This is a genomic window from Candidatus Omnitrophota bacterium, from assembly GCA_041648975.1.
GTDB lineage: Bacteria > Omnitrophota > Gorgyraeia > 2-01-FULL-45-10 > 2-01-FULL-45-10 > JAQUSE01.
In genome coordinates this window covers 1-13527 of record JBAZNZ010000032.1, presented here as the reverse complement: position 1 = coordinate 13527, position 13527 = coordinate 1, and the positions used below count along the sequence as shown (strand labels likewise).

Genomic DNA, 13527 nt, shown 5'->3' with positions numbered 1-13527 from the left:
GAGGCGGCTCTTTCGCCACCAACGGTTTCGATCCCGCCCAGAACTCCATGAACGTCGGCGCGAAGCTTACCCTTGCCTCTCACAACAACTGGAGCCTTGAGACAAACTACGACTTCGAATACAAGGAGGACTTCACCGCCCATACGGGTTGGGCGGATATAAAGTATAAATTTTAAGGAACACGCAAAAAAGGGACGGGTTGCTAAATTAAAAAATATATCCTTTCAATAGACCAAGGGACAACGGGCAGCCGGGTTTTTATCTTTGATAAGGCGGGACGCATCGTTTCCAGCGCATATAGGGAGTTCAGGCAGATATACCCGCGTGCCGGATGGGTCGAGCACGATCCTGAAGAAATATGGCGTTCCGTGGAATATGTCGTCAAACAGGCGCTCTCTCTTAAGAAGATCAAGCCAACCGATATCGCCGCAATAGGCATCACAAACCAGAGGGAGACCACGATACTCTGGGACCGAAAGACCGGGAAACCGATATACAACGCCATCGTATGGCAGTGCCGTCGCACCTCCGCTATTTGCGACAAACTCAAGAAAGACGGCCACTCGGAGCTCTTCCGCCGCAAGACCGGGCTTGTCATAGACCCGTATTTTTCCGGTACGAAAATAAAGTGGCTTTTAAGTAACCTGTCCCTAAATGACACGTCCCCAAGCGGCACGTCCCTATGCTTCGGCACCGTCGATACCTGGCTGATCTGGAAGCTGACAGGCGGAAAGGCACATGCCACTGATTATACCAATGCCTCCCGGACGCTGATATTCAACATTAAAGAAAAGAAGTGGGACGCGCAGCTGCTTAGGATATTAAAGATCCCGAAGGCAATATTGCCCGAAGTCAGGCCCTCGAGCTCGATATTCGGCGCTACCAGCAAGGGCGTATGCGGCCTTCCCGCTGGCATCCCGATAGCCGGAGTGGCAGGGGACCAGCAGGCGGCTCTCTTCGGACAGGGTTGTTTCTCTGCAGGGGAGATGAAGAATACCTACGGGACCGGGTGTTTCCTTCTTCTGAATACCGGCAGGAGATTCCTGCTATCAAATAACGGCCTGCTGACGACGCTTGCATGCGACGCGCACGGCGCCCCGTGCTACGCGCAGGAAGGGGCGGTATTCATCGCGGGCGCGGCGGTTCAATGGCTCAGGGACGGGTTAAAGATCGTAACGACAGCCGCCGAGACCGAAAAATTGGCGAAGAAAGTAAAGGATACCGGCGGGGTATATTTTGTTCCGGCATTTGTAGGCCTCGGAGCTCCATACTGGGACTCGCAGGCCCGCGGCACGCTGACAGGCATAACCCGCGGCACGAACAGGTCGCACATCGTCCGCGCGACTCTCGAGGCGATAGCTTACCAGGTAAGAGATATCGTAGACATTATGGAGAAAGAGACCGGCAACCGCCTGAAGTCGCTGCGTGTGGACGGCGGCGCATGCCGCAACAACTCACTGATGCAGTTCCAGGCCGATGTGTTGGGTGTAAAAATAGTCCGACCGAAGATAACGGAAACGACCGCGAAAGGCGCGGCGATGCTCGCGGGCCTGGCGGTAGGGTTCTGGAAGAGCTCAACCGAATTCAGGACGACGCTTGCCGCAGATAAGGTATTTTCACCCCGCATGAGCAAACCGGCCCGGGACGCGCTCTATTCCGGCTGGCTTGCCGCGGTCCGTAAGGCGAGAACCGTATGAAGCGCGACATAGCAAAGCTTAAGTCCGAACAGTTCGATCTCCTGGTAATAGGCGGCGGGATCAACGGCTGCGCGATCGCGCGCGATGCCTCATTGCGCGGTATGAAGACCGCCCTCATAGAAAAAGACGATTTCGCCTGCGGCGCAAGCGGCAAATCCACGAAGATCATCCACGGCGGCATCCGGTACCTCGAGCAATTCAACTTAAACCTTATCTACGAAGCCCTGCATGAGCGCGGCACGCTTTTAAGGACGGCATCACAGTACGTATGGCCGCTTGAGTTCATCATCCCGGTATATAAGGGCGACCCGCGGCCGCTAATTATGATGCGGACGGGCGTATTTATCTATGACATGCTCGCAGGAAGGGCGAATATCCATTGCCACCGGCCGCTGAGTAAGAGCGAGCTGACGTTATTCGAACCGAGCATCACCCCGAAGGGCTTAAGGGGTGGCGTCATGTATTGCGACGCGCAGATGGATGATATACGGCTGTGCCTCGATAATGCGATCTCCGCTTTTCAGGCGGGCTGTTGCGTGGCAAACAAGGTGGAGGCGGAAGGATTTATCAAGGAGCGAGGCAGGGTGGCGGGAGTCGAGGCGAAGGATGCGCTGACCGGTAATAAGTTTGACATCAACGCGCAGTATGTAGTCAACGCCACGGGCGCATGGTCGAACCGGCTCGTATGGGCCGATGAGCCGCACGCTCCCGCAATAACCCGGCCGACAAAAGGCATCCACCTGATATATAAGAAACTGCCGATCACGCGCGCGATGCTCTTTTCCGCACGCAAAGACAAGAGGATATTCTTCGCCATCCCATGGCGTGATTACACACTTATAGGCACGACCGATACCGATTTTGACGGCTCGCCTGATGAGGTCTACGCGACATCGGCGGATGTCGATTACCTGCTCAACGAGATCAGCAGGGTATTCCCCGATGAAAAGATAGGCAGGGAAGGGGTAGTGACCACATACGCAGGCCTGCGCCCGTTAATGAACACGCAGGGCATTGCCCCGTGGAAGGTCTCGCGCGAACATTACATTAAAGAATCCGGCTCCGGGCTTATTTCGGTGGTCGGGGGCAAATATACGACCTACAGGCGCCTTGCCCAGCAATTGGTCGACCTGGTGGTCCGCAGGTTCGAGGGCAGGACATTTAAGGCGTGCGCAACTGCCGAAGAGGGGCCTTCCCCGGCAAAAGCGGCAGGGAAGGGGGACCTTCGAGCGCGGATAGAGTATGCTGTTAACCATGAAATGGCCGTCAGCCTGACCGATCTCCTTGCGCGCCGCCTGCAGCTTTCTATGACGCCTTTGCGCGGCCTTGATGTCTATGAAGAAACCGGCCGGATAATGGGTGAGCTGTTGGGTTGGTCCGATTCGCGGGTGGAGTACGAGATCCAGTCGTACAAATACGAAATAAGGAGGAACACAGAATGTCTTACTTAAAGTACCTTTGCGTTTTTGTGACGGCGCTTTGTACGACCGCCGTATCTTTTGCCTGCACCGATTTCCAGGTCAGGGCAAAGGACGGAAGTGTCGTCATAGGCCGTTCGATGGAATTCCCCACGGAGCTGCATTCAAGGATCGTAGCGGTCCCCCGCGGCCGTCAATTTACCAGTATCGGAGACAAGGGCGTGAAGGGCCTGACCTGGACGAATAAGTACGGGTTTTTAGGGGTCGAGGCGCTAAACATAAAAGACGGCTACGTCGAAGGCATAAACGAAAAGGGCCTGGCTTACGACGCCCTTATGTTTACCGGAGCGGAATACCAGCCGACGCTGCCAGGGAAGTTCGTCACTATCATCGACCTATGCTCCTGGATAATGGGTAATTTCGCGACAGTGGACGAGGCGAAGGCGGCTTTACCGTCGATAAACGTCGCGGGCATAACCCTAAAAGAGATGCACGGCCAATTGGACCTTCATATAGCCCTGCACGACGCCTCCGGCAAGAACCTGGTAGTCGAATTCATAGGCGGGAAAGTAAACGTCTATGATAATCCGCTTGGGGTAATGACCAACCGTCCGGACTTTCCCTGGCAGATGAACAACCTTCGCAACTATATCAACCTCGATGCGAACGACAGGAAGGACAGGACCATAAACGGCGCCAAGATCGCGCCGACCGGCGTAGGCAGCGGCATGCTCGGCCTGCCCGGTGACTGGACGCCGCCTTCGCGGTTCGTGAAGATATCTTACTGCGTTGACGCGGCCCAACCTGCAAAGGATTCCGCCGAGGCCGTAAACCAGGCCGAACACCTGCTGAATTCGGTAGATATACCCAAGGGAGTCATAAAGGAACATCCGGCCCCGTTCGTAAAGATGGAGGGTTTCGCCCAGTGGGTGGTCATCAAGGACCTGACGAACCTCGTCCTGTATTACAAGACCTACGACAACACCTCCTGGAAGAAAGTGGATATGAAGAAATTCGACCTCAACGCCGGCGCGCCGCAGAAGGCCATCGCCATTGACGAAAAACCCCAGGGTGCTGTTGATGTAAGCGGCGAGTTAAAATGAAAGAAGAGGGAGTGAAGCGTAACAACCCTTTGAAACTTATATTTATAATCCTGCTATTCATGGCTCCAATTTTTAATATTGGAGCTGAGATCGAAGGGATAAAGTCTGTCCAGCGAGAACTGCATAGCAATATGAAATATTGGATCTTAGCCCCCAAGAATATTCCAAAAGAAGGTTATGGCCTCGTGGTTGTGCTTGCAGGTGGTGATGGAGATGGGGGCAAGAGTGTGCCATTTTGGGAAAATGTCATTAGGAGATCGTTAGAAGATAGATATATGGTGGTTTTGCCGGTTGCCCATAAATGGGATAAAGATCAGGAAATAACCTGGCCCACGGATAAACATAAAGATATTGTTAAGGGTATGCAGTTTACAACCGAGGAATTCGTATTCGGGTTGGTCAATGAGGTTGTAAAAGAGAACAAGATTAACGTCAACAATGTTTGGTTGCATGGAGTTTCATCCGGTGGACCTGCGGTTTATGCGATTTCGCTTTCTCATCCAGCCTGTTTTAAAGGTTATTACGTGCTTTCTTCTGTATTTAAAATTGACCAGTTGCCTTCGCTTTCGCTTGCCAAAGGGAAAAAGTATTACATACAACATAGTCAGGAAGACAGGGTATGTCCTTTTTGGATGGCAAAGAAAGCGGCTTTTCAGCTCAAGAAGAATGGTGCAGTTACCGAGCTTGATCTGTTCCAGGGCCCTCACGGATATCCGTTTAAGGACGGTCACCCTGATTGGGACAGTATAAAGACTGCTTTTATGTGGCTCGAGAAGTAGGGGGGATAAAAATGAAAAGATTTCTCGCATTTATATGCCAAATTTGCCCATTCTGTATTTTTTCTCGCCGCTTTCCGAACTCCGGATTTGCCGTGAAGATGAAGGAAGCGGAGAAGGCCTGTCCTTGCTGCAAGGCATACGAAGAGCTTATAGGCAAGAAGAAGCACCCCTAAAATAGCAAATATTTCCCCTTGATAATATTTTGAAAGATGGTATCCTATATTAACTCGAAACGTGATGACATAATATAATGAAGAAAACCACTCTATTAATAATCGCTGTTTTACTGATGAGTCCCGCAGCGGCAAGCGCCAACCTGCTTGTCAATCCTGGCTTTGAGACGGGTAATTTCAGCGGATGGACTCCCAGCATCGTCGGCCTCCAGACCGTATCGGACTCGAATCCTCATTCGGGCCAGTACGAGGCGAGGATATACCAGTACGGGAACTTCAGCCAGAATGTCACCGTGACGCCGGACACCGTCTACAAACTCTCCTCGTTCATGAATATACCGACAAGCGGCGGTTACGCGTCGATCTCGTTAACCTTTTTCAATGCCTCAGGCACATCTTCATTCCAGCAGGAACGCTCCTGGGAACGGTATCCTGGCAGCGCTCAATACGAGAAGATAGAGACGGACTGGCTGACGGCGCCAAGTTATGCCGCCTACGCCAAGGTCCAGTGCTCCGTTACCACGGCCGGCAGCTATATTGATTTCGATGACGTAAACCTGGAAGCGATCCCCGAACCAAGCTCAATCCTTCTTTTGTTATCCGGCCTGACAGGATTGCTTGGCTTGGGCTTCAAGAAAAAGCCCTAAATTTCCGCTTAATTTCAAATTGACCGATACTTGCTGCAGGTGTATCATGTCCCTATGCCAAAATCCGATTTTATATGCCCATGCTCATATTCCGGTTGCAGCCGGCACGGTAATTGCCGGGAGTGTCTAAAATACCACCGCGAACAGGGCGAATTGCCGGCCTGCTATTTTGATGCCCGCACTGAGAAGACATACGACAGATCGATCGATAATTTCCTGCGTAACAGGAAGAGATAGGAGGGGGTTTGTCGGTATATTTTATTGTGGAAATCAAGACCAAGAACAGGAGTAAAGACACCTATGAAAAGTACATTAAGAAGGTCCGTTTCATAGTAGAAAAATATAAGGGGCGGTATTTATCAAGAGGCGGAAAGGTAACCCCAATATTTGGTAACTGGGATCCCGAAAGAATTATCCTTATTGAATTTCCTTCTGCGGAGTATGTAGGAAGGTGGCTTAATTCGCCGGAATATAAGAAAATCGCAGGCCTAAGGGAGCAATCTACGATTACCAAAGCAATCATGGTTGATGGCTGCAAAAGAGCTAATTCTCTCCAAGAACGTCTAAAATAGGGCCAACCAGGCGCAAATTCCGGGCATTTTTCATGCCATAAACCAACCAGAAACCGCCATAAAAACCATCCGATACAGCCAAACATCCGGTGAGGGGAAATACTTATCCACAGAATGTTCCGTGTGCTCCTGTACTTTACATAAGATATATTATAGGACGTTGCCTGCAGGAGGAAACTCAAGGGAATTTGCCTATTCTGGCGCCTATCGATTTGTCTTTTTGGATGTAATTTTGGTTAGTTCTGTCTTCCGGAAAGTATCTTCAGCATTTGCTTGTGGATCTTTCCGTTAGATGCGAGGATCTGCCTGGAGTTATTGCTAAATTGTTTGCCCGTAAAATCAGTCACCTCTCCCCCGGCTTCCTTGACTATGAGCCATCCCGCCGCTGTATCCCACGGGAAAAGGTCCAATTCCCAGAAGGCCTCGAGCCTTCCACAGGCAACATAGCAAAGGTCAAGGCTTGCGCTTCCGGCCCTGCGTACGGCCTGTGAAGTGACAAGAAAATTCCTGAAATGGACCAGGTTCTCCTCCATGCTCTTGCCTAATTTATAGGAAAACCCGGTCATTAGAAGGCTTTTTTTGAGATCTTTAACAGTGCTAACTTTTATGCGTTTTCCGTTAAGAAAGGAGCCCTTGCCTTTTTCGGCATAAAAAAACTCGTTATGTTCGGGGTTATACACTATACCGAGAATGGGTTTTCCGGCTTTTTCAAGGCCTACGGATATCGCATAAAACGGGAATCCGTGGGCAAAATTCGTAGTGCCGTCAATAGGGTCTATGACCCATTTAAGACCGTTCCCGCAGCCGGTCTTGCCGGATTCTTCCGCAAGGAAGCCGATATCCGGGAACTCCTTGCGAAGAGATCCTATCAGGAGCGCTTCCACCTCGCGGTCTACGTTAGTCACGAGGTTAATGTCGCCCTTATATGATATCTTCTTTATCTTTTTACTGTTGTCCTTGAGGTATTTTCCGGCCTTAAGGACTATCCGGCAGGCTGTTTTCCCGAGTTTGCTATTCATTGAAGGATTTAAGGGCTTCGCTTTCGGTAGGATATATCTCGAATACCTTGTCCAGGTCGGTCACCTTGAAGACCTCCTTGACCTTATCCCTTAATTCACAGAGCTTCAATTTTCCGCCTTTATCTTTCGTGAGCTTCAACAGGTAGACCATGGCGGCAAGCACAAGCGAAGATATGAAGTCAAGGTTCTTGAAATTCAGGATGACATCCTTGGAATCCTTCTCCAATATGCCGGCAAAATCCTTTTTTACCATGTCTATCTCATACATGGTTATTTCGCTCTTCATGATCTCGGCAACCGCTATTTCGCCGCTTTTCCTCACGGCAAAGACATCCGCCATGGTTAACCTCTTTTGGCCGTCCTCAGGCCGTTATTATTTTTTACCCCTGTGGGCCTTGCCTGACATGCGTTTTTTCCTTCTCTTATTCCTTAATCCTTTTGGAACCGCCATCGTTCGCCTCCTTGTTTTCGTTTATAGGCCTAAGGCCTATCTTGTCCGCGATCTCGACCACTTCTTCCACCGATACGTTATCCAGGGTCCTGCCGCGTTTCTTCAGGTGTTCGTTGAATTTGACGGCTTTTTCCTTCATTACTTCATGGGTCATCTTCGACCCGCCGTAAAGCCTGAAATTATCGCCTACGGTTATCCTTTTGCGGCCGTCATCACAGTCGAATCCAAGCCCAAGCAAGGTCTTTTTAATGTTATTTTTTCCGGCCATCAGGACACAAGCCTGTTTTTTATGTAAGAGATCAGGCGTTCCTTGTTCTTGCCGTCGGTTTCGGCGAATTCGACGCCCGCCACGAAGGTCCTTCTGCCGTCCTTATCGAGGCGTTCGGGGCCTTTGAGGTCTTCGCACCAAACAACGCGTCCCTTTGTTTTTATGCTCTCCTTGCTTTCAGGGATGAATATTTCCATGTCAATCATGGAATCTTTCGGGAGTATCTCGTAAAGGATCACGGCAACGCCGGATTGGCTTATATTCCTGCTGTTCGCGGTCAATTTCGGGGGCGAGGCCTTTAATAAGCTGTATTTTACGTCCAATTCGGCGTTTACGCGCTCGGACCTCCTCCTCTCCGGGCTGCCCGAATAATAGCCCTCGACCTTGCCGTGAAGGGCATATTTATCGTTGATGTCCCTGTCTTCCTTTGAAGAAAGGACATATATAACGAAAAGAACTCCTGCCGCAAGTATGGATACAAGTATTATCGTCATTTTATAGCAGTATATACATAATTTGCCGGTATGTCAACACGGACGGTCAAACGTTCCACTGCTGCGACTCATAATCGGCCGAAGGAAGCGTTATCTGTATGGAGCCGAATTCCGGGCAGCGCTCGATCATCGCTCCCGAGCTTTCTATGGCAGCCAGGAGCCTTACCGTCTCACCCGCCGCCGCACCGATATCCGAAAATTTGATGCCTATCTCGAGTATCCTGTCGAATGCTGCCGTACCGCAATTCTTTACGGCAGCCCAGGACTCATCCCCGGAGAGCCGGTATATCGTATATTCGAGCGGCTTTTTGCCCGACAAGGACGGTATCGAGACCTTTAAGCCCTTATCAATAAGAAGTATACTGAGCCCGAGATTATCATCGCCGTTATTATGCAACAGGTCGAACCTGAAGAAGAGCGTGTCTTTGTTGAAGCCGAAATACAGCTGCTTCAATATTGTCTCGGACTGGTACATAGTACCGCCGCGCTTGCTTACGTCTATAAGCCCGGAATTCACCCATTCGAAGTAATTCGTGTCTCTTCCGTCCAGGACAGGGTTCATGAAGCCGGCCGGCTCTCTCGCTATCCTTGCTTTCTTTGCGCGTATGGGTATGGACAGGTACCCGGGAGGCGTCTTGCCGGTAAGCGTATATACGTTGGAAAGATGCATCCTGAAAAGGCGGTCGAACTCGTCATCGTTTGCGGACGAGTTATCTTCGCCGTACCACCAGTTCCAGTCGCTGCCTTCGGCTATGAACACCTCCTTCCAGGCGTCTTTTAATGCCGCAGGATCGGGATGGGACCTCTCGAAATCCTTGAGCATGTCCCTGGTCTCGGAAAGGTATTCCCATGCTTTGTTCTTTTCGTCATGCCCTATCCATATGCAGAAATTGCCGTTTATCCATGAGCCCGGATGTACTCTATCCAGTCTGGTTTGCGCCGGGAACTGGTCGAGGTACTCGGAGACGGTGACTATCCTGAGTTTCGGGTCGTTCTGGATGCCTTTATAGAGGCATTTGAGGAAATCCCGCCCGTCATTATGGTAGAATTCCCATGCATTTTCGCCGTCAAGTATTACCGGGATGAGATACGGCGTTCCGGAAGGTTTCGGCAGCTTATCTTTTATGGAATGGAGCCTGCCGATGAAATCGGCGGCGGCGTTCTCCGCAGGCCAGCTTTGATATACAAACCCTATGGCGTCGGATAACGTCCTGTCCCTGAATATGAGCGACAATGGCCCGTTCTGTGTTTCAACGTTATAAGGCCTGTATAGCGATTCGAGGTTCTTCTGCCTTTGCAGCGACCGGAAGAGCACCTCCTCATCGGTCGCGGCCCATTTGATACCCGCTTCCCTGATGATGCCGACGGCCTGGTCGCTTACGGACCCTTCCGAGGGCCACATGCCCCGCGGCGGCCTTCCGAATTTCTCCTCGTAGTATTTTACGGCGGATTCGACCTGCTTCTTGGCGTCCTCAGGATGGCGGAACGTCGATTTCGGCAGCTTGATCTCGGGGTAGGATATTTTCGCGATATCGGTATCACATAAGAGCGGCAGTATCGGATGGAAATATGGAGATACAGAGACCTCTATAATTCCCTCCTCCTGCAGTTTTTTATAGGCGGGGATTATCTCCCTCATTATATCAAGCTGCTTGTTCAGGACGAGGGCCTTTTCATCCTCATTAAAATATTTCCCTTTTTTGGATAATGCCGCAAGTTCCGCATCCTTCTCCCGGAACATCGGGTCTATCCAGCACAGGTTGAAAAGGACCTGCAGGTCGGTAAAATCCTGGATCGTAAAGCGTTTTGCCGCCGCAACGGCCTCTTCCTGCGAGAAATGCCTTCCTCTCTTCATAAGGAGGTCATAATAGCGCGGAAAAGGTTTAATCATCATGTCCCAGTTCGCCATGAAAAAATTGCGGAGAATGAACTGTTTGTCGTCTTCCGTAAGTTCTTTAGCGGGCTTTATCGACATCTGGAAAGCCATGTCCTTCCGGGAGCCCGGGCTCGAAAGGTCTTCGATCTGTTCCATAAGCGACGGGACCATGTTGAAGGTCTGGTGGACGCCCGGATAGTCCCGCAGCATCAGCGCCATATCAAGGTAGTCTTTTACGGCGTGGAGCCTTACCCACGGCATACTCGTCTCACCCGTGAGCGTGTTCTTATAGTAAGGTTGGTGCATGTGCCATACGAAAGATATGTAAAGCGGTTCGTCAGCCATTTATCTTATCCTGTTCGAGATCAGCCCGAGGGCGTTTTTGCTGCGATAGGCCTCGTAATCAATCAGGTAGCCGTGGTTCTTGTTGGCGGATATGTATTCCCTGTATATGTTAAGCTCTATTATGCAGAAGACCCTCTCCGGAGAACTGAGGTATTTATCGAGCTTATCGTAATCATGGAATTCGTCCATTTGGTTGCGTCCGCTGTAATATACCCAGTATACCGGTTTTATCAGGTATGCAGACAGTTTGCTGTCCGGGCCTATATGTTTCGCTATCCGCGATCCGAAATATTTCGGGGACTTGAGCCTGTCTATGTGCGGTATGACGAAGAGCGAGATCGATACACTGAGCGCGAATATTGCCGCGATCAGGACGAATACTTGCCTTAACGGCCTTCGCTTTTTGTCCCAATAGTATCCGATTGCCATGGCGGCCGCGGGGTATACCGGTAATGTATATAGTATATTCTTAGAACTGGATAGAGTAAAGAACAACAATATGGATAAAGGCCAGGCCGCAAGTAACTTTATGCGGTTGTCTTTCCTGTCCTTCGCGAGCAGCGATATAGCCGCCGGAAGGAAAACGGCCCAGGGCAGGAAGCCCGCCGGGAACGCGTAAAGGTAATAAAGCAAGGGCTCTTTGTGGTCGAATGCCTCGAAATACCTTCCGAATATCTGTTTGCCCAGAAGCTCCCTCGTGTACTCCTCCCCTCCCCTTACGCATGCAGGCACCAGCCATGACGCGATTATAGCCAGGAAGGCAAGGAAGCCAAGGGCGGTTCCCCATGACAACAATGATCTCATCTGCTTTGTGAACAACGCATAGGCCGAGATCGCCAGTACCGGCAGGATGACCCCTACCGGCCCTTTGGTCAGTGTCGCCAGGGCCATCAGAATGAAAGCCGCAAAATAGCATATTCCCCTGATGCGCCCCGCTTTTGAGATGCCCGTATATAATAGATACAGGGCGGACACCGCAAGGAACGTGAACAAGGCGTCAAGCATTACCATTTGGGAAGCCGCGAAGAAGGCGATAGCAGTGCTCAGCACGAGTCCGGATATAAGGGCGGCATTCCCGTTGAACAGCTTTTTTGCGAACAGGTATGTCGCGACAACAGTACCAGTGCCGGAGAGGATCGATACGAGCCTTGCAGCAAGGTCGTTGACGCCCCCGGACAGGAGGCCGAAAAAGGAGATGGCCCAGAAGAAGACGGGCGGTTTTTGTGTGTATATCTGGCCGTTTATCCTAAGCGTCAGCCAGTCGCCGCTGTCGACCATGCCTTTGGATATGGCGGCATATCGCGTCTCGTCCGGCGTCCAGAGCCCCCTCAGCAGTGATCCCGGCAGGAAGAGCGCAAGGCACACGATGACAAGTATAACTATATGCAGAACGGCCTTATTTGGCAGAGTCATATTTATTCTTGCGTATCAACATTATGTTGCGAAGGTATACGACCGAACCGAACGACTGGCCCAGGATGAATACGGGGTCCTTCCTATATATTGCGTAAGAGAGCAGTATAAGGCTTCCGAGTATGCTGAAATACCAGAAAGCATTTGGTATCACGCTCTCCCCCTTCCTCTCGGACGCAATCCATTGAAGGACGAAGCGCACCGAGAAACACAATTGTCCAATCAATCCGAAGGCGACCCAAAAGCTTAACACGCCGGGGTTCATAACTCCTCCCACTTATAATGAAAATGCCTTTTCTTCATCCAGGCGACCGCAAGCAGGTCGAACAACGGCCTGACCAGCCTCTTCCTGAGGTTATATTTTGATCTTCCATATTTCCTGGGATTGTGGGATACTTCCACCTCTTCTGCCTTGAAACCCTCCATCCTGACCAGCGTAGGCAGGAAGCGGTGCATTCCGTCATACAGTTTTATGTCTTTAAGGCAGTGTTTCCTGTAGGCCTTTAGTGAGCAGCCGGTGTCCTTGACATCCTCCCCGGAGACCTTATTCCTTATAAAATTCGCTATGCGCGATGAAGCCAGCTTAAGCAGAGGGTCTTTCCTGTCCCTTCGCCAGCCGTATGCCATATCGCAGGACTTCAGTTTATCTATCAGTTTAGGGATATCCTCCGGGTCGTTCTGCAGGTCGGCGTCAAGGGTCACTATAATGTCCCCCTTTGCGGACCTGAATCCGAGATCGAATGCCGCGCTCTGGCCGCAGTTCCTGTCTAAATTGATTATGCGCACAGCCGGATTATTTTCCCTGAGTTTTTTCATTACAGGAAGGCTGTCGTCCGTTGAGCCGTCATTGACAAATAAGATCTCTGCGCTATCCCTGAGTTTCGGCAGGACGGCGGATATTTTTTTCAAAAGCAGCGCAAGGTTATCTTGCTCATTATATACAGGGATAATTATGGAGATCATATGAACCTGTCTTGATTTAAAAAAAACCCCCGGGGTTTTGCCCCGGGGGTTTTCATCTAACCTAAGTTAGAAGGCAACCTTTACGCCGGTCGTTACTATAACGGCGTTGTCGGTGCTCTTGGTGTACGAGTCGGTGTTGTCCTTGTAGAAATTGCCCGGCATGAATATGCCACCGGTCAAATCAAACTGGACATCTTCGGTATAATCGTATACCAAAGAAGCATCGACTTCATTACCAAGGCTCCTGCTCCTGCCTTCAACCTTCTCGGCAACCCAGAAGTGGAGGTATCTCGCCTTGAGGGAGAGATC

The 13527-nt window shown here is 50.8% G+C and carries 17 protein-coding genes; 8 read left to right on the top strand and 9 right to left on the bottom strand.

The features are described 5' to 3' along the window. Positions 1-206 precede the first annotated feature (206 nt). The 8 genes from glpK (at position 207) to WC592_08660 (ending at position 6389) form a co-directional block, all read left to right on the top strand. Positions 207-1697 (top strand): glycerol kinase GlpK, encoded by a 1491-nt coding sequence (gene glpK, locus WC592_08695; GenBank protein MFA4982526.1) that lies wholly within the window; start codon positions 207-209, stop codon positions 1695-1697. Continuing rightward, on the top strand, positions 1694-3148 hold the full coding sequence (locus WC592_08690) for a glycerol-3-phosphate dehydrogenase/oxidase (protein ID MFA4982525.1): 1455 nt from the start codon (positions 1694-1696) through the stop codon (positions 3146-3148). Before glpK ends, WC592_08690 begins: the two co-directional genes overlap by 4 nt. Beyond that, a complete protein-coding gene (locus WC592_08685; GenBank protein ID MFA4982524.1) occupies positions 3136-4218 on the top strand; it encodes a choloylglycine hydrolase family protein in 1083 nt (360 codons plus the stop codon). Before WC592_08690 ends, WC592_08685 begins: the two co-directional genes overlap by 13 nt. Continuing rightward, complete coding sequence (locus WC592_08680) at positions 4215-4997, top strand: hypothetical protein (GenBank protein ID MFA4982523.1); 783 nt, start codon at positions 4215-4217, stop codon at positions 4995-4997. The genes WC592_08685 and WC592_08680 overlap by 4 nt, the downstream gene beginning before the upstream one ends. 11 nt (positions 4998-5008) lie before the next feature. After that, complete coding sequence (locus WC592_08675; protein ID MFA4982522.1) at positions 5009-5170, top strand: hypothetical protein; 162 nt, start codon at positions 5009-5011, stop codon at positions 5168-5170. A 116-nt stretch (positions 5171-5286) separates the two neighbouring features. After that, positions 5287-5817: a PEP-CTERM sorting domain-containing protein gene (locus WC592_08670; protein ID MFA4982521.1), complete on the top strand. Its 531-nt coding sequence runs from the start codon at positions 5287-5289 to the stop codon at positions 5815-5817. Between the two features lie 54 nt (positions 5818-5871). Continuing rightward, positions 5872-6054, top strand: a complete 183-nt coding sequence (locus tag WC592_08665; GenBank protein ID MFA4982520.1) for a DUF6485 family protein — start codon at positions 5872-5874, stop codon at positions 6052-6054. 26 nt (positions 6055-6080) lie between these two features. Beyond that, on the top strand, positions 6081-6389 hold the full coding sequence (locus tag WC592_08660) for a DUF1330 domain-containing protein (protein MFA4982519.1): 309 nt from the start codon (positions 6081-6083) through the stop codon (positions 6387-6389). A gap of 236 nt (positions 6390-6625) precedes the next feature. Here WC592_08660 and WC592_08655 read toward each other — a convergent pair whose 3' ends face one another. The 9 genes from WC592_08655 to WC592_08615 form a co-directional block, all read right to left on the bottom strand. After that, positions 6626-7408: an inositol monophosphatase family protein gene (locus tag WC592_08655; GenBank protein MFA4982518.1), complete on the bottom strand. Its 783-nt coding sequence runs from the start codon at positions 7406-7408 to the stop codon at positions 6626-6628. Further along, on the bottom strand, positions 7401-7748 hold the full coding sequence (locus WC592_08650) for an STAS domain-containing protein (GenBank protein MFA4982517.1): 348 nt from the start codon (positions 7746-7748) through the stop codon (positions 7401-7403). Before WC592_08650 ends, WC592_08655 begins: the two co-directional genes overlap by 8 nt. 82 nt (positions 7749-7830) lie before the next feature. Next, positions 7831-8127 (bottom strand): hypothetical protein, encoded by a 297-nt coding sequence (locus tag WC592_08645; GenBank protein MFA4982516.1) that lies wholly within the window; start codon positions 8125-8127, stop codon positions 7831-7833. Next, entirely contained in the window at positions 8127-8621 is a 495-nt protein-coding gene (locus tag WC592_08640; protein MFA4982515.1) for a PilZ domain-containing protein, read from the bottom strand. The genes WC592_08645 and WC592_08640 overlap by 1 nt, the downstream gene beginning before the upstream one ends. A 46-nt stretch (positions 8622-8667) precedes the next feature. Beyond that, positions 8668-10842 carry a glycoside hydrolase family 57 protein gene (locus WC592_08635; GenBank protein ID MFA4982514.1) on the bottom strand — a complete coding sequence of 725 codons (2175 nt, stop codon included), beginning with the start codon at positions 10840-10842 and terminating at the stop codon, positions 8668-8670. Next, complete coding sequence (locus WC592_08630; GenBank protein ID MFA4982513.1) at positions 10843-12255, bottom strand: glycosyltransferase family 39 protein; 1413 nt, start codon at positions 12253-12255, stop codon at positions 10843-10845. Beyond that, positions 12239-12520, bottom strand: coding sequence for a lipid-A-disaccharide synthase N-terminal domain-containing protein (locus WC592_08625; GenBank protein MFA4982512.1), 282 nt, complete (start codon positions 12518-12520; stop codon positions 12239-12241). The genes WC592_08630 and WC592_08625 overlap by 17 nt, the downstream gene beginning before the upstream one ends. Beyond that, positions 12517-13218 (bottom strand): glycosyltransferase family 2 protein, encoded by a 702-nt coding sequence (locus WC592_08620; GenBank protein ID MFA4982511.1) that lies wholly within the window; start codon positions 13216-13218, stop codon positions 12517-12519. Before WC592_08620 ends, WC592_08625 begins: the two co-directional genes overlap by 4 nt. 66 nt (positions 13219-13284) lie before the next feature. After that, positions 13285-13527: hypothetical protein (locus WC592_08615; GenBank protein MFA4982510.1), on the bottom strand; the 243-nt coding region annotated here is incomplete at its 5' end.